General features: G+C 52.4%; 17 protein-coding genes. 10 read left to right on the top strand and 7 right to left on the bottom strand.

The genetic code is table 11. The annotated features are described in order from the left end of the window. Positions 1 to 14: 14 nt before the first annotated feature. Genes IE076_RS17755 through nagE form a run of 3 tightly spaced genes read left to right on the top strand, consistent with a single transcriptional unit; the run spans position 15 to position 3,340 of the window. Positions 15 to 911 (top strand): N-acetylmuramic acid 6-phosphate etherase, encoded by an 897-nt coding sequence (locus IE076_RS17755; protein WP_189438128.1) that lies wholly within the window; start codon positions 15 to 17, stop codon positions 909 to 911. Beyond that, on the top strand, positions 911 to 1,642 hold the full coding sequence (locus tag IE076_RS17750) for a putative PEP-binding protein (RefSeq protein ID WP_194539867.1): 732 nt from the start codon (positions 911 to 913) through the stop codon (positions 1,640 to 1,642). Before IE076_RS17755 ends, IE076_RS17750 begins: the two co-directional genes overlap by 1 nt. Positions 1,643 to 1,657: 15 nt before the next feature. Further along, positions 1,658 to 3,340 (top strand): N-acetylglucosamine-specific PTS transporter subunit IIBC, encoded by a 1,683-nt coding sequence (gene nagE, locus IE076_RS17745; RefSeq protein ID WP_189438126.1) that lies wholly within the window; start codon positions 1,658 to 1,660, stop codon positions 3,338 to 3,340. Positions 3,341 to 3,457: 117 nt separating this feature from the next. Here the strand turns inward: nagE and IE076_RS17740 are convergent, their stop codons facing one another. Next, on the bottom strand, positions 3,458 to 4,375 hold the full coding sequence (locus IE076_RS17740) for an SMP-30/gluconolactonase/LRE family protein (protein WP_189438125.1): 918 nt from the start codon (positions 4,373 to 4,375) through the stop codon (positions 3,458 to 3,460). Between the two features lie 84 nt (positions 4,376 to 4,459). Here IE076_RS17740 and IE076_RS17735 point away from each other — a divergent pair, with 84 nt between their 5' ends. Continuing rightward, positions 4,460 to 4,801: a winged helix-turn-helix transcriptional regulator gene (locus IE076_RS17735; RefSeq protein ID WP_189438124.1), complete on the top strand. Its 342-nt coding sequence runs from the start codon at positions 4,460 to 4,462 to the stop codon at positions 4,799 to 4,801. Between the two features lie 206 nt (positions 4,802 to 5,007). On the opposite strand, the gene IE076_RS17730 is transcribed toward IE076_RS17735, so the two are convergent. Beyond that, entirely contained in the window at positions 5,008 to 5,808 is an 801-nt protein-coding gene (locus IE076_RS17730; RefSeq protein ID WP_189438123.1) for an AraC family transcriptional regulator, read from the bottom strand. 189 nt (positions 5,809 to 5,997) lie between these two features. Between IE076_RS17730 and IE076_RS17725 the strand changes: the two genes are divergently transcribed. Next, positions 5,998 to 6,993 carry a threonine dehydratase gene (locus IE076_RS17725; protein WP_189438122.1) on the top strand — a complete coding sequence of 332 codons (996 nt, stop codon included), beginning with the start codon at positions 5,998 to 6,000 and terminating at the stop codon, positions 6,991 to 6,993. A 354-nt stretch (positions 6,994 to 7,347) separates the two neighbouring features. Next, positions 7,348 to 7,947: a DJ-1/PfpI family protein gene (locus IE076_RS17720; RefSeq protein WP_209009221.1), complete on the top strand. Its 600-nt coding sequence runs from the start codon at positions 7,348 to 7,350 to the stop codon at positions 7,945 to 7,947. Positions 7,948 to 8,029: 82 nt separating this feature from the next. Here IE076_RS17720 and IE076_RS17715 read toward each other — a convergent pair whose 3' ends face one another. The 3 genes from IE076_RS17715 to IE076_RS17705 all read right to left on the bottom strand — a co-directional run bounded on the left by IE076_RS17715 (position 8,030) and on the right by IE076_RS17705 (position 12,253). Then, on the bottom strand, positions 8,030 to 10,021 hold the full coding sequence (locus tag IE076_RS17715) for a copper amine oxidase (RefSeq protein WP_189438121.1): 1,992 nt from the start codon (positions 10,019 to 10,021) through the stop codon (positions 8,030 to 8,032). Positions 10,022 to 10,135: 114 nt separating this feature from the next. Continuing rightward, entirely contained in the window at positions 10,136 to 11,107 is a 972-nt protein-coding gene (locus IE076_RS17710; protein WP_189438120.1) for an AraC-like ligand-binding domain-containing protein, read from the bottom strand. 252 nt (positions 11,108 to 11,359) lie between these two features. Then, positions 11,360 to 12,253 (bottom strand): LysR substrate-binding domain-containing protein, encoded by an 894-nt coding sequence (locus tag IE076_RS17705; protein WP_189438119.1) that lies wholly within the window; start codon positions 12,251 to 12,253, stop codon positions 11,360 to 11,362. 154 nt (positions 12,254 to 12,407) lie between these two features. Here IE076_RS17705 and IE076_RS17700 point away from each other — a divergent pair, with 154 nt between their 5' ends. After that, positions 12,408 to 13,385, top strand: a complete 978-nt coding sequence (locus IE076_RS17700) for a TDT family transporter (protein WP_189438118.1) — start codon at positions 12,408 to 12,410, stop codon at positions 13,383 to 13,385. A 135-nt stretch (positions 13,386 to 13,520) separates the two neighbouring features. On the opposite strand, the gene IE076_RS17695 is transcribed toward IE076_RS17700, so the two are convergent. Together IE076_RS17695 and IE076_RS17690 are read right to left on the bottom strand one after the other, a co-directional pair. Then, the gene (locus IE076_RS17695; protein ID WP_189438117.1) at positions 13,521 to 14,414 is read right to left on the bottom strand and encodes a LysR substrate-binding domain-containing protein; all 894 of its coding nucleotides are present in this window, start codon (positions 14,412 to 14,414) and stop codon (positions 13,521 to 13,523) included. Positions 14,415 to 14,962: 548 nt separating this feature from the next. After that, on the bottom strand, positions 14,963 to 15,856 hold the full coding sequence (locus tag IE076_RS17690; protein ID WP_244649718.1) for a MurR/RpiR family transcriptional regulator: 894 nt from the start codon (positions 15,854 to 15,856) through the stop codon (positions 14,963 to 14,965). Positions 15,857 to 15,999: 143 nt separating this feature from the next. On the opposite strand from IE076_RS17690, the gene IE076_RS17685 reads away from it, so the two are divergent. Genes IE076_RS17685 through IE076_RS17675 form a run of 3 tightly spaced genes read left to right on the top strand, consistent with a single transcriptional unit; the run spans position 16,000 to position 18,661 of the window. Then, a complete protein-coding gene (locus IE076_RS17685; protein ID WP_189438116.1) occupies positions 16,000 to 16,830 on the top strand; it encodes an N-formylglutamate amidohydrolase in 831 nt (276 codons plus the stop codon). Beyond that, on the top strand, positions 16,830 to 17,339 hold the full coding sequence (locus IE076_RS17680) for a TRAP transporter small permease subunit (protein WP_189438115.1): 510 nt from the start codon (positions 16,830 to 16,832) through the stop codon (positions 17,337 to 17,339). The genes IE076_RS17685 and IE076_RS17680 overlap by 1 nt, the downstream gene beginning before the upstream one ends. Continuing rightward, positions 17,336 to 18,661, top strand: a complete 1,326-nt coding sequence (locus tag IE076_RS17675) for a TRAP transporter large permease (protein WP_189438114.1) — start codon at positions 17,336 to 17,338, stop codon at positions 18,659 to 18,661. Before IE076_RS17680 ends, IE076_RS17675 begins: the two co-directional genes overlap by 4 nt. Positions 18,662 to 18,714: the final 53 nt, after the last annotated feature.

Below are 18,714 nucleotides of genomic sequence, written 5' to 3'. Positions count from 1 at the left end.
GTCGGGTGGGGGAAATGTCAAAAAACACAGAAGCAATCTCAAGCAAGTATCGCGGACTGGACACCTGGGAGACCAGTGAAATTCTGTCTGCGCTGTGGGATGGTCAAATGCGCGCCACCGCTTCTGTGCTACCAGCCCTGCCGTCTCTCTCACGCTCCATCCAAGCAGCTGCCCATCACCTCCGCACCACCGACGGTCGGCTCATTTATGTGGGGGCAGGCTCCTCCGGCGTCATTTCCCTACTTGATAGCCTTGAACTGGGCTCGACATTTGACTGGCCAGAGGAACGCATGGTTGTTGTGTTGCCAGGCGGCACTGACTTGACCAATGGCTTGTCTGATGCTCTTGAAGATTCTGGAGATGTTGCCATCGACAGGATCAATGCACTCAGAGTTTGTGAGGCAGATGTTGTGATTGGCGTTTCTGCCAGCGGTGCTGTTGAATTTACCCTGCAAGCACTGAAAAGAGCACGCGACCTTGGCGCACTGACAGTGGGCTTTGCCAATAACAGCCAGTCAGACATGGAAGCTGTCGCCCAATATATGGTCGTGGCCGAAACAGGAGCGGAAGTGATCGCTGGGTCCACCCGGATGGGCGCTGGAACCGCTCAAAAAATCCTCTTCAATCTGTTTTCGACAGGGCTCATGACACAGCTGGGCGCCGTGCACGACAACCTTATGGTCAACGTGCGGCCATCTAACAAAAAACTACAGAACCGCTGTGTCACCATGACTGCGCAAATTGCTGAAGTCTCCGAAGAGCTGGCAAGAAATGCGTTTACAGAATTGGGTTCAGTCAAGCGCGCGGTGTTGGGATTGGCCGGAGTGCCTGCAGACCAAATTGACGATCAGCTCCACCTCGCCAACGGTGTATTGCGCCACGCCCTTCCGAGCAAGGCCAGCAGCTCATGATGCTAAAAGAGCAACAAACTCCTGTTCATGCCTATGCAACCGCACTAAGTAAAGGCGCCGATGAAATGCCTGCGTCTGAGTGCGGAATATTTAAGAACGAGGCGCTTTTAAGCGCATTGCTGCGGGCGAGCTTGCACTTCGAGGCTTATGGCCTTAAAAGGCGCTTGGTTCCAATGGCAGCCGATGTCAACAAACTGCGCGTCCGCATGATAAATAAAGACCAAGGGCAGAGCAGGTTGGGTCCAGAAGACCCCATTGATATTGGCGCCCTATTTATAGTTCCGACTGCTGCGTTAAGCACAGCACAGCTTGCGGAAGAAGCAGTGTTCTTCTCCCTCAGCACCCGCGATTTAAACCAGTTCGATTTGGTAATGGACTGCGGAAATCCAGCGCACACGTCCACAAAGGACGCATTGCCATCGAACGATCATATTACCAGCAGCGCCTGCTCCAAAAAACGGAGGGTCGCAGTATGTGGCACAGCTGCCTACGATCAGGCCGCTGCTCGCTTTCCTATTGGGTTGGGTGTGACTGAACTTGCAGGAACACCAGCGATGAGCGCTCCAGTCAAAACGCTTATTCGCACTTTACGTCTGGCAGATTCCAGAGTTTGGGCTGGGTCTGCTTTGAACACCGAAACATCAACTGATGTGAGGTATTTGCTCTCCGAACCTGAAGAGAAAATGCCGACCATAATAAATGGGTTAGTCTCAGTCTCACGAGAGCACTGAGAGGGAGGACATAAAATGTCAAACAACGCATTCGCGGGTGTCCAGAAACTTGGCCGCTCTTTGATGCTTCCAATCGCTGTGTTGCCCGTGGCAGCAATTTTGCTGCGCATCGGTCAACCAGACCTTCTCAACATTCCCTTCATCGCCTCCGCAGGTGGCGCGATCTTTGCCAATCTGGGTATGTTGTTTGCAGTAGGTATTGCGGTTGGCTTTGCTAAGGAAAATCACGGGGCAGCAGGTCTTGCTGGCCTTGTTGGGTTCTTGATTGCCCAACAGGGAGCCGTCGTCCTGGCCAACCTTGATCCAGATATGGCGACTAACATGGAAGGCCGTATCTCCATTCCAATCGGCATTATCATGGGGATTGTCGCTGGTACGCTTTACAACAAGTACAAGGACATCAAACTTCCGGATTACCTTGCCTTCTTCGGTGGCCGCCGTTTTGTGCCAATCGTCACCGGTTTCGCAGGATTGGTCGTTGCCGCTTTCTTCGGCTATGGTTGGTCAACATTTGACAGTGCTTTGACTGCCCTGACCGACGGCCTAACCCACATGGGTGAGTTTGGTCTGTTCCTCTATGGCATGCTGAACCGCCTGCTGATCATCACGGGTCTGCACCACATCCTGAACAACATCGTTTGGTTTATTCTTGGCGACTTCACCAATGCAGCTGGTGACGTGATCACGGGTGACCTGAACCGCTTCTTTGCTCTGGACCCAACCGCTGGCTCTTATATGGCGGGTTACTTCCCGGTCATGATGTTTGGTCTGCCAGCCGCATGTCTGGCCATGTACCGCTGTGCTAAGCCTGAAAACCGCGCTGCGGTGGGTGGTGTCCTGCTTTCAATGGGCCTGACGTCTTTCCTGACCGGCATTACAGAGCCGATCGAATTTACGTTCATGTTCCTTGCACCTGCACTGTTCGTGATCCACGCTATCCTGACTGGTGTATCTATGGCTGTCATGGATGTGCTGGGCGTGAAGTTGGGCTTCGGGTTCTCTGCCGGTCTGTTTGACTATGTTATCAACTTTGGCATTTCCACCAAGCCGCTTCTGCTAATCCCAGTTGGCGCTGTGTTCTTCGCCATCTACTACTTCCTGTTTGTTGGTGCGATCAAGTTGTTCAACCTTCACACAATTGGCCGTGAAGAGGACGCAGAAGCTCAAGATGACGCTACAGCAACTCCGGTAGAGGAAGTCAATAAAGCAGTTGGCTTTGTGAAAGCACTGGGAGGTGCTCAAAACATCGTAGAGGTGGATGCATGTGCAACTCGCCTGCGCCTGAAGGTTAAGGACAACGCCATCATCACAGAGGCTCCGCTCAAAGCACTCGGCGCGTTTGGACTGATCAAGCCAGCTGTGGGTTCCGTGCAGGTGGTTGTTGGTCCAATCGCAGACCAGCTCTCCGCTGAAGTGAAGGCGGTCCTGAGTGCCAGCTCAGCACCAGCTCCTGCCGATAATCGCGCTGCATCGTATCTGCGTGCACTTGGCGGGCAAGCCAACATCAAGAGTGTGGATGCCTGTGCGACCCGGTTGCGTCTGGAAGTTGTCAGCAACACCCAGATTGATGAGGGCGCCTTGAAACGCCTTGGCGCCCACGGCGTGATCAAACCAGCTGCCGGTTCTGTACAGGTGGTTGTCGGCCCAATCGCAGACCAGCTTGCAAGTGAAATTAAAGAGCAAATGGTCGGCGCCTGAGCCATCAAGTTCCCCCACTGGGAAGACTAAGAGTTGACCCAGAACAATATGGGCCAGAGCATACTTTGAAATGCTCTGGCCCATTTTTTATTACGTATGCCCCAATACCAAGGCAGGTCACGGAGCGCCTGTTGTTGCCAGAAGCACGGAATAAACGCTGGATGAGGCAGTGATAAATAACCGATTACGTTTCAGCCCGCCAAAACAAAGATTTGAAACCTCCTCAGGAACAAACACTTTGCCAAGCAGTGTACCGTCAGGATGGTAACAATGAACACCATCACCCGCACTGGTCCAGATGCGGCCCTGAGTATCCAGCCTGAAACCATCAAAGAAGCCACTCTCACACTCAGCGAAAACTTCCCCGCCTGACAGGCTGCCATCCGCGTTTACAGCAAACTTGCGAATGTGGTGTTCGCCGCTTTGGTAACGCGTCCCGCCCGAATCGACTATATAAAGTGTCTGTTGATCGAGAGAGAACGCCAAGCCATTCGGACAGGCAAAATCGTCTGCCACGCGCTTGCATTCCCCAGAGACCGGATCAAAACGATAGACGTGTTCACCGTCTTGTTCCTGCTCTGCCTGAAAGCCTTCATAATCCGTTTCGATTCCATATGCCGGATCGGTGAACCATATAGATCCATCGCTGTGAACAACGACGTCGTTGGGACTGTTAAGCTTTTTTCCCTGAAAACGATCGACAAGGGTTTTGACGGAACCATCGTGCTCTATGCGAGTCAAACTGCGAGTTCCATGCTCGCAACTCACGATCCGTCCTTCGCGATCCAAAGTACTGCCGTTTGTGTATCTGCCTTGACCACTCTTAAAATCTCCCACGGCCCCAGTTAACTCATCCCACCTGAGTTTCCTGTCGTTTGGAATATCGCTCCATAAGAACGACCGATAAGCTGGTGAATAAACGGGCCCCTCGGTCCATTTCCCGCCCGTCCAGATTTGCTCAACTGGTTCCGCCAGTTTCACACTCCTACGAAACCGTGGATCTCTAACTTCATAGTTTTCGGTTTTCAGTTGCATGGGTTTACCCTGGATCTGCAAGTTGCTATTGATTTGATAGCGACAGCATTAATGGAGATCCGCTATGAAATCAATAGCAATATCATGAGTAATATTCCAAAGCCCGGAGAGCCCGTTCGCGGATCACGCAGTGGTGCCCCAATTATGGCGCTCTTTGACCTGTTTGGCCGGAGATGGGCAATGGGCGTTTTGTGGGTTACCTGCGAGAATGGCCCGCTCACATTTCGCGACCTGCAAGCAAAGTGCGAGGGCATTTCACCAGCGGTTTTAAACAGCCGACTGAAGGACCTTCGCGATGCCCAGTTTATCCATCGCGTCGACGAAGGATACGCAGCCACGCCTTTGGGCGAGAAAACCTACCGGCAACTGGTGCCATTGGGTGCTTTAGCGAAAGAATGGGCGAAGGTGATTGAGGTATCGGAGTAGCGTTACTTTAATTAGATCGCGCTCTTTTGGGGAAAGAACCAAGGACCTGACCCATGCCAGCAAAAGCAATTAGCCCCATTGGGTCAGATACACTTTCCTCTCACTAATGATCCTGCATGAGTTTTTGAAGCCGCAGTGTGTTTCAGTGAACGCCGCATTGCATCTCAACTATGCAAGGCGATAGGACCGGCAGCTCCAGAGCTTACCTACACTCGGCGGGTCTGACCAATGCTTATGAGTTGGCTGGGGGTCACGTCGAGGCGTTTGCGCAGGGTTGTGCTCATGTGGGCATGGGAGGAAAACCCGCAGGCAAGGGCAATGTCGCTAAGGCTTTTCCGCGACGTGCTAAGATGCAGGCGGGCACGCGCCACGCGGCGTTCCACCACATATTCATGCGGTGTTTTGCCGGTTGCTGCCTTGAACGATCGGTTGAAGAAGCCTGCAGACAGGTCAACGCACTTTGCCAGATCATCAATCGAAATTGTCTTATCCAGCTGCGCTTCAACATAATCCTCGATGCGCCTCAAGCGTGCAGGTGTCATGGACGCACCGGATTGAGGTACTTCGTAGGCGCCTGCGTGTACCTGTTCCACCACATTCAGCAAGGCAAACAATTGCGTTTCCAGAAACAGACCATCTGCAAGCTCACCTGAGATAAGAGATTTGCGCAGTTGGTAAGCAGCGGCAATAGCTGTAGGAGAGACTGCATGATTGAAGCGCAGAGCGTTTTCATCGGTGCGCACATGCTCTGCTGGAACAGTGAAGGTCAGATACTCTCCGCCGCGGTCACTTTCCGACCTAACGTTGCACCCTTCAGGCACAAAAGCGAGGCTATTGGGGTGGGTCCAGAAGTCCACCCGCCGGTCACTGTCAAATGAATGGACCCCGCGCTGGCTTTCGAAGGCAAACCCCACTGAAGCCTGAGGTGCGGTATAGGCGACACAGTAGGCGCTGCTTGGGAGCAGTTGCAGCTTCCACTTGCCGATGATTTCCGATGCTGAACTCATAATCTTATTTATTTCAATGGGTTCTCTCTCGACACCCGCATACTTCCAAGACCCACCTATAGGCCAACTTGTCTGACATGAACAAGAGGCCATAAGTAAATGGCGAATAGGTCAGTATTTTGAAAGCCGGGAAGAGACGAGCTGGGTAAAGTGTTGGCAAAATGTTTCACGATAATAGAAGGAAAATGAATGCCGCTGTTTTCTCTGCAAGATCTGGAAGCTGCCCATGCCACCGTCCGGCAGTTTGTGCCCGAAACCCCAACTTACGCCTGGCCGCTGCTCAAGAAGCGTACAGGCGTTGATATCTTTGTGAAACACGAGAACCATACACCGACCGGCTCCTTCAAGGCGCGCGGTGGGGTTACGTATGTGGACGCGCTGATGAAGTCGGGGGAAAAACCGACAGGGCTTGTCACAGCGACACGTGGCAATCACGGCCAGTCCGTAGCACTTGGCGCGACCCGTAATGGCATCCCCTCCTACATCGTCGTGCCCGAGGGCAACTCGCAGGAAAAGATCGCAGCCATGCGGGCCTTTGGGGCCAACGTGATCATTTCTGGCAAAGACTTTGATGAAAGCCGCAAGGTTGCACAAAAGCTGCAAGAGGAACACGGCTACCACATGGTGCCGCCGTTCCACGAGAATCTGGTTAAGGGCGTTTCCACTTACGCGTTGGAGCTGTACCGCGCGGTTGCTGATCTGGATGTGGTCTACGTCCCAATCGGCATGGGTTCCGGCATTTGCAGCCTGATCACCGTGCGCGACCTGCTTGGCCTGAAGACAAAAATCATTGGTGTCACTGCCGAAAATGCTGCAGCATTTGCACTGTCATTTACGGCGGGTAAGCCGGTGCAGACAGAGACTGCCAACACATTTGCCGATGGCATGGCCTGCCGGGACCCGCAGCCAGAGCCACTCGAGATCATCCTTAAGGGTGCGGAAGATGTGGTGACTGTGAGTGAAGACCAAATTGCAGAGGCCTTGGCAGTCTACTACACGGATACCCACAACCTGGCGGAAGGGGCAGGGGCTGCTCCACTGGCTGCGTTAATGGCAAACCGCCATAATCTGCAAGGCAAGCGCGTTGCGACGATCCTAACCGGCGGCAATATCGGCCTGGCAACTTTTATGAGTGTCATGAACAGCCACCGCGCAGCGTCAGAGATAACTTCAGCTCCAGCGTAAACAAGATAAGAACGCCCTCTTACAACAAAAGAGAGCCTGTGGTCCCCGCAGGCTCTCAACACACCCTGCTATCTCTTTGTCAAACCATCCACCATCACTTCCCAGGAAGTTAGGAAGCGGCGCTCCACTATCCAGTGTTGGGCGCACGCTCTTGTATGGTCGCCTCAGTCTGGTTTGTAGCCATACTTCTGGGCATCATTCGTCGTCTACCAATAAGCAGCAATATCTTGCGCTCCCGCACACGCAAAGCGTGCAAACTGACTTAACCACGGTTCAAAATAGAGCTGATCGTCAAACAGTTTTCTCAGTGCGCCATGCCATCGTTGCCACAGATCATTTTCGAAAGGCGTGCCTATGAAGCGCAAGATACTCCTGATTACCGGTGACTTTGGCGAGGATTATGAAGTCATAGTTCCCTTTATGCTGCTCAAAGCCCTTGGCTATGAGGTGCATATTGCTTGCCCGCAAAAGCGGGAAGGGGAGACAGTTGCCTCCTGCATTCACGACATCAACAAAGACTATCAAACGGTCACAGAATGGGAGGGGCACCGCATCAACATCAACGTTTCGCTAGAGCATATCAATCCAGCGGACTACCTCGCACTTGTGCTTCCCGGTGGCCGATCCTGCGAATACTTGCGCACCTATGCGATTGTGAGAGATGTAACTGCCCATTTCATCACGGAAAACAAACCCATCGCCTCCATCTGCCGCGGGGTTCAGATCCTGCTTGCCACGGGTCTGTTGAAGGGCAAAACCATGACCGGCAACTTTGTATGTCAGACTGAAGTAGAGATGGCCGGAAACACCTACGAAAAGCTCGGCTACGAGGGGGTCGTCGTTGATGGAAACATCGTCTATGGCGTGGAGTGGCATGGCCTATGGGCCTGGATGCAGGCATTTATCGAAAAACTCGGCGTGACAATTGACTTGCCGCCAAAGGTGGGCGGGTAAAGCCTATTCCGGGAGAAGGGTATACCTACAAAAGCCTCGGTTAGAGCACCAATCAATCAGATGCTCCAACCGAGGATACACGTTAACTGGTTTCGTCAGGCAACCGGATTGTAAGCGCCGGGTTGCGTGGGAAGAAGTTCATCGGCTGGATGTGGATTGTCTTCCATTCGGTCGACATCACCGGCCAGTCTTCCAAACGCGGTACATGATGGAAGCCAGCGGAGAACCATGTAACCACATCTTTGTTGATGAGCTCTCGGTCCTGCTTCACCCATTCAGCCAGCCCGTCGGACCCATCAGACCCCATGGCCAATGCACCACCGGCGTAGCGCTCTTCCGGATCATAAGCTGTGTTCCAGACGCTGTACTCAATATAGCGGTTGCGCACGAATGGGGCGTCGTTTTCAAAGTCAAACGGGGCATAGGACACGCTGCCATGAAGAATCATGTAGGCCGGTTTATGGCCCAGATGCCCGTCCACATTATTGTTCATCACCATAAAAGCTTTTGGCTTTGCGGAACTGAGGCGGAAGCGGCCTTCCAGCTCGCTTTTGACTGGTGTGTTCCTGACCGTCCAGAGCGAGCGGCGCGGAACGTTGACCGGAGGCGAACCGCCAACGATTTCCTGAACCATCATGGTGTTGTCAGGTCCATCCACGTCAAAGTCCAAGCGGAAGTTGAAGTAGTGGTCGTGGAAGGGTGCCACAAGATTCGGTGCAATCAGTGAGCCATATTTTGTATCTTCGGCAGCGGTCGGATCGCTCAAGCTTTTGGAAGCAACGCCTTTAACCGCATCAAGACCAGATGCACCGACCTTCAGGTAAATCGTCCCATCCTGCTTGAAGCGGTAGTCGATCAGGTAGTCATAGTTGCCAACCTCGGAGGCCGTGCGGATCACGAGTTCCGTTTCGGGGCGACCTTCGGCGGGAACGAATTCGGTCTCGGACTGGGCAAATACTTCAAAATGGCGCCATGCCGGATCTCCGATATCACGCTCGAAGATACAGATCGCGTCCGGGATCTCCAGTGGCTGGCCCATATCATCGTGTATGAGAGCAGGCAAGAAAGTTGCGTAGTCCGGGCAATCCACGTTCTTGCGCAGCGGTGTTAAGAACAGCCCGAAACCATATTCGCCACTGTCCATATAGGTGCGCCAGTACCACCCCTCGGATGGGTCCATATATGGCACGAACACTTCGGAAAGAGAGGCCTGATAGAGCACGGAGCGCCAGTTCTCACCATCATTGGCTTTGACTTGTGAAAGCACAAGGCCCGGACGTTTGTCGACGCGATAGCGCATCTTCCAGATGTCCCATGTGATTTCACTGCCCTCAATCGTGAAGTTCGGGCCGCCATCCTGTTGCAGACGTGCCGGATTGGTTTTGGCTCGCAGCGCAACGCGCTTGGCAACCTCCTCCTCATAATAGCCCCACGCATCTTCGGGCAGTGGAACGACGCCTTCATCCAGAACCTCAAGCACCTTGCGCTCGGAAAGCTCTACGACAGCCACCAATCCCTCAATCGGTTTGGCGTAGAAGTTGGAGCCTGTCGGGTTCACGTAGCACGGCACCTTCATCAGGCGTTTGCCCTGTTCCGCATCGCTAAAGAAGTTTCCTGCAGTGAGCGGCAGACAATAAACGTCATCCGGTGTCAGACCGCGTTTAGCAAGACCCGCGACCATGCGTTCATCCCCCAGCGCAATCTCCATGGCTGACATAAAGTCTGCCAGCATGATCATAGGCTGGCCTTCAAGCTCCGAATTACTTTCAACTGTTCCCTTGGTGATGTTCACGACGGCCTGTTGGAACTTACCGTCTGCCTGAAAGTGCACTGTGGCGCGACGATCGAGACGCCCATCCATCGCGTTGCTTAGTACCGCTTGTTTATGCGGCTCCAGAAGCTCAATCAGCGGATAAAGGGTTTGATCGCTTGCAACTTCGGCTTTGATCAGTGCTGCGCGAACCGCATTGAGTTCCTCTCCTGTCAGGCCATCAAGCGGATGAATGTCTGCAGCATACGCCGCAGACGTGAGCATCGAGGCAGCAACAAGCCCCCCCAGCATTTTAAGAGTCATTGGTTCCCTCCCTAAAAAGGGGAGATGAACCCACCTGCGTTGTCTCCCCTCAAAATTCCGTCCTGTGAAAGCTTAGGCGAGCCCTCAACAGTGTGTCTGCGCATCCTGTACAATTTACTGGGCATATCGTTGCAGCGCTGGTTCCCGCTGCCGGATCTGCTCTGCGAACGTGCGCGGGGACATGCCAACCTGAGCGCGAAACGCACGGTTGAAGGTCGAAAGGTCACGAAACCCAAATTCGAACGCCATCTGCGAGATCCTGAAGTCCTGTCTGGAATACAAGCGGCGCGACAGCTCCCGCTTGAACCGGCCAACACGCACCTTGGCAATCTGCTCATTGCAGCTCAGGCCATGTTCTTTGAACAGCCGGTAAATGCTACTACGGGACATGTTGGAGAGCTTGCAGAGCTCATCCATATTGAAGCTCTCTTCCAGCGCATTGTCATGAATAAGCGAGAGCAGCAACTGCAGCTTGTCGTAGCCCTCTTGCAGCGGATTGGTATCTTCTTCCAGAAACGTTGCACTCACCACATTATTGAAGGCGCCGGAGAGCAAGTGTTGCTTCTGACTTCCGGGCTGAGCAGTCATCAGCATATTCAGATGCCCGTTGATCAACTGTCCTGCACCGGACGACCCCGAGACTTTGCGTCCGCAGGCATAGGAGGAGTTGAACTGCTTGTGCAGCAAATGGCGCGGGATGTGGATGGAGATCTGGTCCGATCCCAGTGTCCGGTTGGCGCGGAAAACCGAAGATTTGACGGAATCGATCAGCGTCATATCGCCAGCCTTGGAGAGAAGGGCAGTCTGCCCGTTCTGTTCCAGCTCCGCTTCACCGCGCAGCTGGAGGATCAGGAAGTAAAAAGCATCGCCATCCTTACTTATATCGGAAGCACTGCGGGCGATTTGGTTTGCATTGTGCGTGACCCGGGCACAATCAACCTCCCCAAGCTGGAGCAAGCTGGCGTTGCCCGTCACGCTGGCGCTGTCTGATGTGGTGACAAAGTGACCGCAGATTTCGGTCAGGCGTGTGTTCCATTCATCCAGCTCAAACCGACAGGGTTGATTTGAAGGAATTTCAATACACACTGGCGCCTCCCTTTACCAAAGGGAATGCTAGAGAGAATCTAAGGGGCAATCAAGTTAGATATATGCACTTACCTATATTTCGCGAAATTCACACAATGAGAAAACAGGAAGACCCTCTAACACATGCGCGCCCAACTTCCCGTAACTATATTCTAGACTAACGGATATTTTCGAAGTGCGCATGCGCCGTCAACAAATCAGGGCGGCTCCAATAAATTCAAACACTATTTACTTGCAAACCCATACAAAGCATTATTCGCGACCCAAGGCCCATTTATGTGCGTATTCGCGGAAGGATTTGAAGACGGGGCTCTGGTACTTTTCTTTATTGTAGACGAGTGAGAACTGCCGGATCATTGTATGCTTTAACGGGACGACCGCTAATCGACCGTCCTCAATGGCCGTGCTGACCGAGCGCCGCGAGAGCATGGTATATCCAAGCCCCGCAATCACGGAATTGATGATTGCCGTTGTGCTGCTCAGTTCAAAGGCAACCGTCCACTCCTCAAGCTTTGCTGCAACTTCCATGACAAAGAACTCCCGCGTGCCGGATCCTGGTTCCCGCAGCACCCAGTTTCTCCCTTCCAGCACCTCCAGATCGAACGGACTGTCAGCCTGAGGCGCCTGTGATGGCGCGCAAACAACGACCATTTCATCTGTCATCCACGGTTCGATTACCAGGTGTTTGTCACTAATTTTTGCCTCGATGAACCCCAGATCCAGCTCGAAATCCAATAGCATCCTGCAGGTCGTAGTGGAGTTTGACAGACTGAGTGACTGATGCAAGTAGCCGGTATGCTTGCGAAAATCTCCCAACAGAGTCGGGAGCAAATGGTTACCGATTGTGTAGCTGGACCCGACACGCAGATTACCGTTGGTTGCATCTTCCCCTTCAAAAAGCTGGGTTATCGCGTCGACTCTGTCCAGAAGCTCGTCCGCCAGGGGCAATAGACGGCGCCCTTGTTCATTCAGGATAAGCTGCTTGTTGGTGCGGTCAAACATCTTACGCCCCAACTGCCGCTCAAGCTCAGCAAGAGCCATGGAAACGGCTGACTTTGTCAGAAACAGTTTTTCTGCCGCCGCCGTGATGGAGCCTTCCTGAGTAATGCAGACAAACACTTTCAGCTGGCGGAACGTCACATTCATTTCGATAGATATCCATTAATTGGGACAGTATTACCCTTAGTTCATTTTAATTGAACCTACCATTCAATATATTCAGATTTTCAGGACACTTCAAATGCTCTAGGACCTCAGTTGTAAGCTTTTCCCTCTCACCCTCAGGTTACGGGCATTTTCAATGAACACTCTGCGAACCAAACTCGGACAGGTTCCAGCGCCGCTTGGCGGACTGGCACTTGGCATCGCCAGTCTCGGCTGGTCATTGGAAAATGCCGGAAATTTTGGTGGCACGCTGCAACTCACAGGTGCGCTGATCTCCGGCATCTTATTGGTGCTTCTTCTCGGTAAAGTCATCTTTGCGAGCAATGCGATTTCCGAGGACCTGAAACACCCGGTCGTTGGCAGCGTGATGCCGACAACAGCCATGGCACTGGTGATCGTGTCCAATGCCGTTTCGCAATATAACTTTGGCGTAGGGGAAGCGCTCTGGTTGATCGGCGTCGGCCTGCATCTGGTGTTTCTGGCTTCCTTTGCTTATCACCGGGCAAGGAACTTCAACCTGCACCACATGGTTCCAAGTTGGTTTGTACCACCCATCGGGATCGTCGCTGCAGCGGTTGCCTTTCCCGGCGGTGCGTTCGAGGGACTTGCCCATGCATTGCTCTGGGTTGGACTTATCGCCTACGCCGTCATGCTGCCCATGATGCTGTACCGCCTGATTTTCCATCCAGAAGTCCCGGATGCCGCAAAGCCAACGATCGCAATCCTGGCAGCTCCTGCAAGTCTTTCCCTTGCCGGTTATCTGACACTCATGGTCAATCCATCACCCGTGGTTGTTGCTGTTCTGGGGGGTATTGCCGTGGCCATGACTGCACTGATCTACCTGTCATTCCTGCACTTGCTGCGCATGCCGTTCTCTCTGGGCTTTTCCGCCTTCACCTTTCCCCTTGTCATCGGCGCAACGGCACTTTTCAAGACTGTGACATGGATGGAAAGTCTGGGGGCGAGTGCCAACCTTGTGGAGCAGGTAAGGGTATTGGCGAACCTTGAGCTCTATGTAGCAACAGCAGTCGTGCTATATGTGAGCTGCCGCTACCTCCTCCACTTCGCACCAGCCCTGCTACCAGTACGCGCTGCTGAACAGCAGATCAACTAATTCGCTTTACTCAGCATTTTGACTTTGTCGAACAGCAGCGTTGGGACAGTTATGCAGTCTCTGATCTTCTCTCAAATGGAGCTGATCAGGGATCGCAGTCGTGATTGCCCGTCCTGAGCAAGAGGGGCAATCAGCTCAACATCCGTCTTTTTCCATTTCGCTGAAAATCCAATTGCGAAACAGCTTTATCGTCCGATGATTTCGCTGTGCTTCACGATAAACCAACCAGATTGGTTTTTCTTCCACGCACTCTAACTCAAATGGCTGGACCAACCGCCCGTCCCGCAATTCCGAATCATAATATATTGGAGACAAAATCGCCACGCCGTGCCCTGCAAGTGCGATGTTACCATCAACTGTCTGCGGGCCCATTTGCGAAGAATGCTGATTTAAGAAGTCCGTGGCCTCAACCCCAGCGGCTTCAAACCAACTCAACCACCACGGATCCCCTATATCTACAAGAGGAAGTTTGAGAAGATCCTCGGGCTTGTGGATGCCACCCACACTTTCAGCAAGTTTAGGGCTAAGCATGGGAGAGTATGTAATATTACAAAGCTTATGCTTACATAGCCCGGGCCAGTCACCGGACCCATTCCGAATTCCAACATCAACACCTGCAGATGCAAAATCTATTAGGTCAGTGCTCGTATTCAACTGCACAGCCATCTTGGGATTCTGTATCTGGAAAGCACCGATACGCAAAGACAGCCAATTCATTGCAAAGGTGGGAAGCACACTAACTTTCAGTGTTACTTCATTGGTTTCTTGCAGGGCAGCAAACCCATTGCGAATAGACTGAAACGCTTCACTTGCAATAGCAGCGAACTGCATGCCTGCTTCTGTCAGTACAACCTGCCGTCCCACTCTCTTGAACAGCGGCTTACCCGAGCGGTCCTCCAGCACTTTGATTTGGTAGCTAACCGCGGCCTGCGTCATCCCTAGTTCCTCCGCAGCACGGGTGAAATTGGAATGTCTGGCGGCGGCTTCAAATGCACGAAGAGCGTTGAGGGGAGGCAGACTGTTAGTCATATACGATTAAATTTCCTTATGTATTCATCCTTATATTCAATTGGACCGAGAATACAACTTCCGGCATTAGTTGTTCCAACGAAGTCAGGAGAAAAGCAATGACAGATTGTGTATGTGAAGTTCAGAGCGCAGAAGTAAGACCTATAGGTTTCAGCGGCTTAGCGAGAGTATTTAGCGGAATATTCGCAATTCTCAGCACACCAAAAACAAAAGTAATCTACGGTCGCGATCTACCGCCACACCTAAAAAGAGACATTGGGTTTGGAATCGATTCAGGGCCATCTATCAGATAAGACAGCATAAACTTTTTATATGAATTCCGTTGTCCCTACAGTTTCCATTACTCCTCCCAAAACCACCATGGTTCACGCCTTGAAACCATGGGATGTGATTACCCCGGGCTCAAATTTCTGAACAAACCCCCAAACACCTGTTCAGGTCTTCACCGCACCTCAAATGAGCCCGGGGTAAATTTCCGATCCGCCGTTTCCGATTGTCCAGCGGTCTGAGTATCCCGCTCCCAATCACGCCGATCCGGCATCAGAGACCTAACTCGATTTACTGAACATCTTGGTTTTATCGAACAGCTTCTCCAGCGTGTTCATGCGCTCTCTGGTCACGTCCCACGTGGAGGTGGTCATTGCCTCAATCATCGCTTCCAGAATGAACATAATCACCACGCTGCTGTCCCATGCCGATGGTGCTTCGATACGGGCGTTGAAAACATACTCTGCATTTACCGCCGCTGGGGATGTCCATTGATCCGTAAAGACAATCACAACCGCACCACGCTCGCGTGCAAGATCGACAAAGCGCAGAATGTCGTGTTCGTATCGACGGATATCAAAGACCACCACCACATCTCCCGGCTTCATATTGAGCAGATAATGAGGCCATGTGTTGGAGTTGGAGGCAATTGCAATCACGTCGTCGCGGATCACCTGCAGATGGGTGAAGAAATAATCCGACAATGCACGGGTAATACGGCCCCCAACGATGTGCACAGCGCGCTCCCGGTCGGTCAGCAACCGCACTGCGTGATCAAAATCCTGCGTATTGAGCTGCTGTAAGGTTTGTTTCAGGTTGTCGATGACAGCATCAGCGAATCTGTTGAGAATATGCGTATCGGGCGCATTACTCGTCCAGCGTTCCTGTTTGGAAATCGGGTTGGAAATGGTTTCTTCCACTTCCGATCTCAGCGCCGCCTGCAATTCAGAAAACCCCGCAAAACCAATCTTTTGCGCCATCCTGACGACAGTCGGACCCGAGACGTTTGCAAGTTTGGCCAGTTCAGAAACGCTTCCCAGTCCGCTAACGGGATAATTTGCCAACAAAGAGACAGCCAACTGGCGCTCAGCACGAGTTAACCCATTAAAATGTCCGCGTAATTTCTCTGCAACGGTCTGTTCGTTCGGGTCGCGCACGTCACTCACCTGCTTCACGTATGTATACCTGCCTATTTTTTAGGCTTTGTGAAACGATTCATTCAGACTAGTCTTTTTAGAAACGTTTCGTTCATTTCTTCTTTTACGAATAAAAAGACTGAAAGTACACGGAAAAACAAGATGAATCGGGGGGATCATTCTTGTCTGAAGGCAGAACTGACCAGATAGAATCTGCTGGCAACGGCACTGTTGAAACGATCAATACAGAGGGCGTTGCGCCGGTTGTTTTGGTTTGTGAACATGCATCCAAATTTATCCCCGAAGACCTAAATGGACTTGGCTTGAGCGTAGAGGCAGCTAACAGCCACGCGGCGTGGGATCCGGGAGCTTTAGCCGTTGCAACGCTCCTGTCCACCAGACTAAACGCTCCGCTCGTCGCTCAACGGGTGTCCCGTCTGGTTTATGATTGCAATCGGCCACCGGAAGCCCCAAGCGCGATGCCGGTCAAGAGTGAGATCTACGAGATCCCGGGCAACGTTTCCCTAAGTGACGAACAAAAACAGGACCGGGTCACCAGATTCTACCGACCGTTCCAGTCCGCCGTAAGGCAGGTGATCGACGCAAAGCAGGCATCCGGTCAACAGCCAGTTCTCATCACCATCCATTCGTTCACACCGGTTTACAACGGCCAAAGGAGGGCGGTTGAGGTTGGCGTCTTGCATGACAGCGATACCCGCTTTGCAGATGCTCTGCTGGAGGCTCTGTGCCCGTCAGAGCGCTACGACATCCAGAGAAACGAGCCATATGGGCCAGAAGACGGGGTTACCCATACCCTCGTTGATCAGGCACAATCCCGCGGCCTGTTAAACGTTATGATTGAAATTCGCAATGATTTAATCGCGCAAGATGCAGACCAGAAGCAAATCGCAAAATTGTTAGGAGAGGCAATATTGCAGGCCTTACCGCAGTTTAGCAAGGAAACATCTGCGAGTGAGGCGCAAGTAACAAGAAAAGCAAGGGCAAAAAAATAATGCCGAGGGGAATAGTTGTTTTCGTCAGGTGCGTGGACTGGATCAGCAAATATGTTGGCCGTTTTGCCATGTACCTTATCTTCGTGATGCTGGGGGTCTTGTTGTACTCCTCCATCGCGAAAACCTTTTTCGCACCACCGCTTTGGACGCTGGAAACCGCTCAGTTCACCATGGCAGCTTACTATCTTCTGGGTGGTGCTTATTCCATGCAAACCAACTCGCATGTACGCATGGATCTGTTTTACGGAAGCTGGTCTCCGCGGCGCAAAGCCACCATGGATGTGATGACCATCCTGCTCCTCATCTTCTACCTCATCTTCCTCTTTTACGGCGGTCTTTCCTCTCTGGAATACGCCATCAAATACGGTGAGGAAAGCTACTCGGCTTGGGCGCCTCCAATGGCGCCGATCAAAGCCATTATGTGTTTTGGAATATTTTTGATGCTGCTTCAGGCAATCGCGACGTTCTTTAAGGATCTGGCCGCAGCCCTCGGGAGGCCTACGCCATGAGTTATGAGCTGATCGCAATTTTGATGTTCTCCAGCATGATGTTGATGCTCCTGACCGGGCAACGCGTTTTTGCTGCTATTGGTTCCGTTGCTGTGATTGCTGCCCTACTGCTGTGGGGCGAGGGTGGCTCGGAAATTGCCTTCTCCGCCAGCATGAAGTTGATGAAGTGGTACCCACTCCTCACGCTGCCACTGTTCATTTTCATGGGCTATATGCTCTCTGAATCAGGCATTGCAGAAGATCTTTATAAGATGTTCCATGTCTGGACAGGTGGCCTTCATGGTGGATTGGCCATCGGCACAGTGGGCCTCATGGTGATGATTTCTGGCATGAACGGCCTGTCTGTGGCCGGTATGGCCATCGGCGCAACCATTGCTCTGCCTGAGCTGCTTCGCCGTGGCTATGATAAGGTCATGGTGACCGGCGTTATTCAGGCAGGTTCCTCACTGGGCATTCTTGTTCCGCCAAGTGTGGTTCTGGTGCTTTACGGCATGATCGCCCGTCAGCCGGTTGGTAAGCTCTGGCTTGCTGGCGCTATTCCGGGTCTTCTGCTCGCCGGTCTGTTTATCCTTTACATCGTTATCCGCTGCCGCCTTCAGCCGCAACTGGGGCCAACACTTTCTGAAGAAGAGCGCAAAGCGATAACATGGGCTGAAAAGATCAGCCTTCTGAAAGCCGGTGTGATCCCGCTGTTCATCTTCTTTGCAATGACTGGCCTATTCTTGATGGGTGTGACCAGTCTCGTGGAAAGTTCCGCAGTTGGTGCGACAGCAGCAACGCTTGCGGCTGCCTTCAAGCGCCGACTTACCTTCCGCCTCTTACACATTACCACTGAGAAGACGCTTCAGATTAGCTGTATGTTCATGTGGATCATCCTCGCGGCACTTGCCTTTGGTGCTGTGTTTGATGGACTGGGTGCCGTGCGTGCCATTGAAGGTTTCTTTGTGGGCGATCTGGGTCTTGGCCCTTGGGAGATCCTCCTTCTGATGCAGCTCTCCTACATCATCATGGGCATGTTCCTGGATGACACCGCCATGCTTGTGATTGTGGCACCGCTTTACGTGCCGCTGGTCAAGCTACTTGGCTTCGATTTGGTCTGGTACGGCGTGCTTTACACCATCACCTGTCAGATCGCCTATATGACACCGCCGTTCGGCTACAACCTGTTTTTAATGCGCGCCATGGCCCCGCCGGAAATTTCGCTGACAGACATCTATAAGTCCATCATTCCATTTGTGGCAATCATGGTCTTTGGCTTGGGTCTGGTAACGGTCTTCCCGCAAATCGCATTATGGCTACCAAACCTATATTACGCACGCTGACGCGGGTTGATCTCACCAGCGTACCTATTGAAGTAATTTATAAATTCCGGATG

Source organism: Pseudovibrio japonicus, assembly GCF_014651595.1.
Taxonomy (GTDB): Bacteria; Pseudomonadota; Alphaproteobacteria; order Rhizobiales; family Stappiaceae; genus Pseudovibrio; species Pseudovibrio japonicus.
Note: the sequence above shows the minus strand (reverse complement) of the source record. Positions and strands in the feature narration are given on the sequence as shown.

What these genes read in the sequence shown, in the direction of transcription:
- IE076_RS17705 (WP_189438119.1), bottom strand. Translation starts at nt 12,253, where the DNA reads ATGAATGTGACGTTCCGCCAGCTGAAAGTGTTTGTCTGCATTACTCAG.
- IE076_RS17700 (WP_189438118.1), top strand. Translation starts at nt 12,408, where the DNA reads ATGAACACTCTGCGAACCAAACTCGGACAGGTTCCAGCGCCGCTTGGC.
- nagE (WP_189438126.1), top strand. Translation starts at nt 1,658, where the DNA reads ATGTCAAACAACGCATTCGCGGGTGTCCAGAAACTTGGCCGCTCTTTG.
- IE076_RS17680 (WP_189438115.1), top strand. Translation starts at nt 16,830, where the DNA reads ATGCCGAGGGGAATAGTTGTTTTCGTCAGGTGCGTGGACTGGATCAGC.
- IE076_RS17750 (WP_194539867.1), top strand. Translation starts at nt 911, where the DNA reads ATGCTAAAAGAGCAACAAACTCCTGTTCATGCCTATGCAACCGCACTA.
- IE076_RS17695 (WP_189438117.1), bottom strand. Translation starts at nt 14,414, where the DNA reads ATGACTAACAGTCTGCCTCCCCTCAACGCTCTTCGTGCATTTGAAGCC.
- IE076_RS17730 (WP_189438123.1), bottom strand. Translation starts at nt 5,808, where the DNA reads ATGAGTTCAGCATCGGAAATCATCGGCAAGTGGAAGCTGCAACTGCTC.
- IE076_RS17755 (WP_189438128.1), top strand. Translation starts at nt 15, where the DNA reads ATGTCAAAAAACACAGAAGCAATCTCAAGCAAGTATCGCGGACTGGAC.
- IE076_RS17715 (WP_189438121.1), bottom strand. Translation starts at nt 10,021, where the DNA reads ATGACTCTTAAAATGCTGGGGGGGCTTGTTGCTGCCTCGATGCTCACG.
- IE076_RS17675 (WP_189438114.1), top strand. Translation starts at nt 17,336, where the DNA reads ATGAGTTATGAGCTGATCGCAATTTTGATGTTCTCCAGCATGATGTTG.
- IE076_RS17720 (WP_209009221.1), top strand. Translation starts at nt 7,348, where the DNA reads ATGAAGCGCAAGATACTCCTGATTACCGGTGACTTTGGCGAGGATTAT.
- IE076_RS17735 (WP_189438124.1), top strand. Translation starts at nt 4,460, where the DNA reads ATGAGTAATATTCCAAAGCCCGGAGAGCCCGTTCGCGGATCACGCAGT.
- IE076_RS17725 (WP_189438122.1), top strand. Translation starts at nt 5,998, where the DNA reads ATGCCGCTGTTTTCTCTGCAAGATCTGGAAGCTGCCCATGCCACCGTC.
- IE076_RS17740 (WP_189438125.1), bottom strand. Translation starts at nt 4,375, where the DNA reads ATGCAACTGAAAACCGAAAACTATGAAGTTAGAGATCCACGGTTTCGT.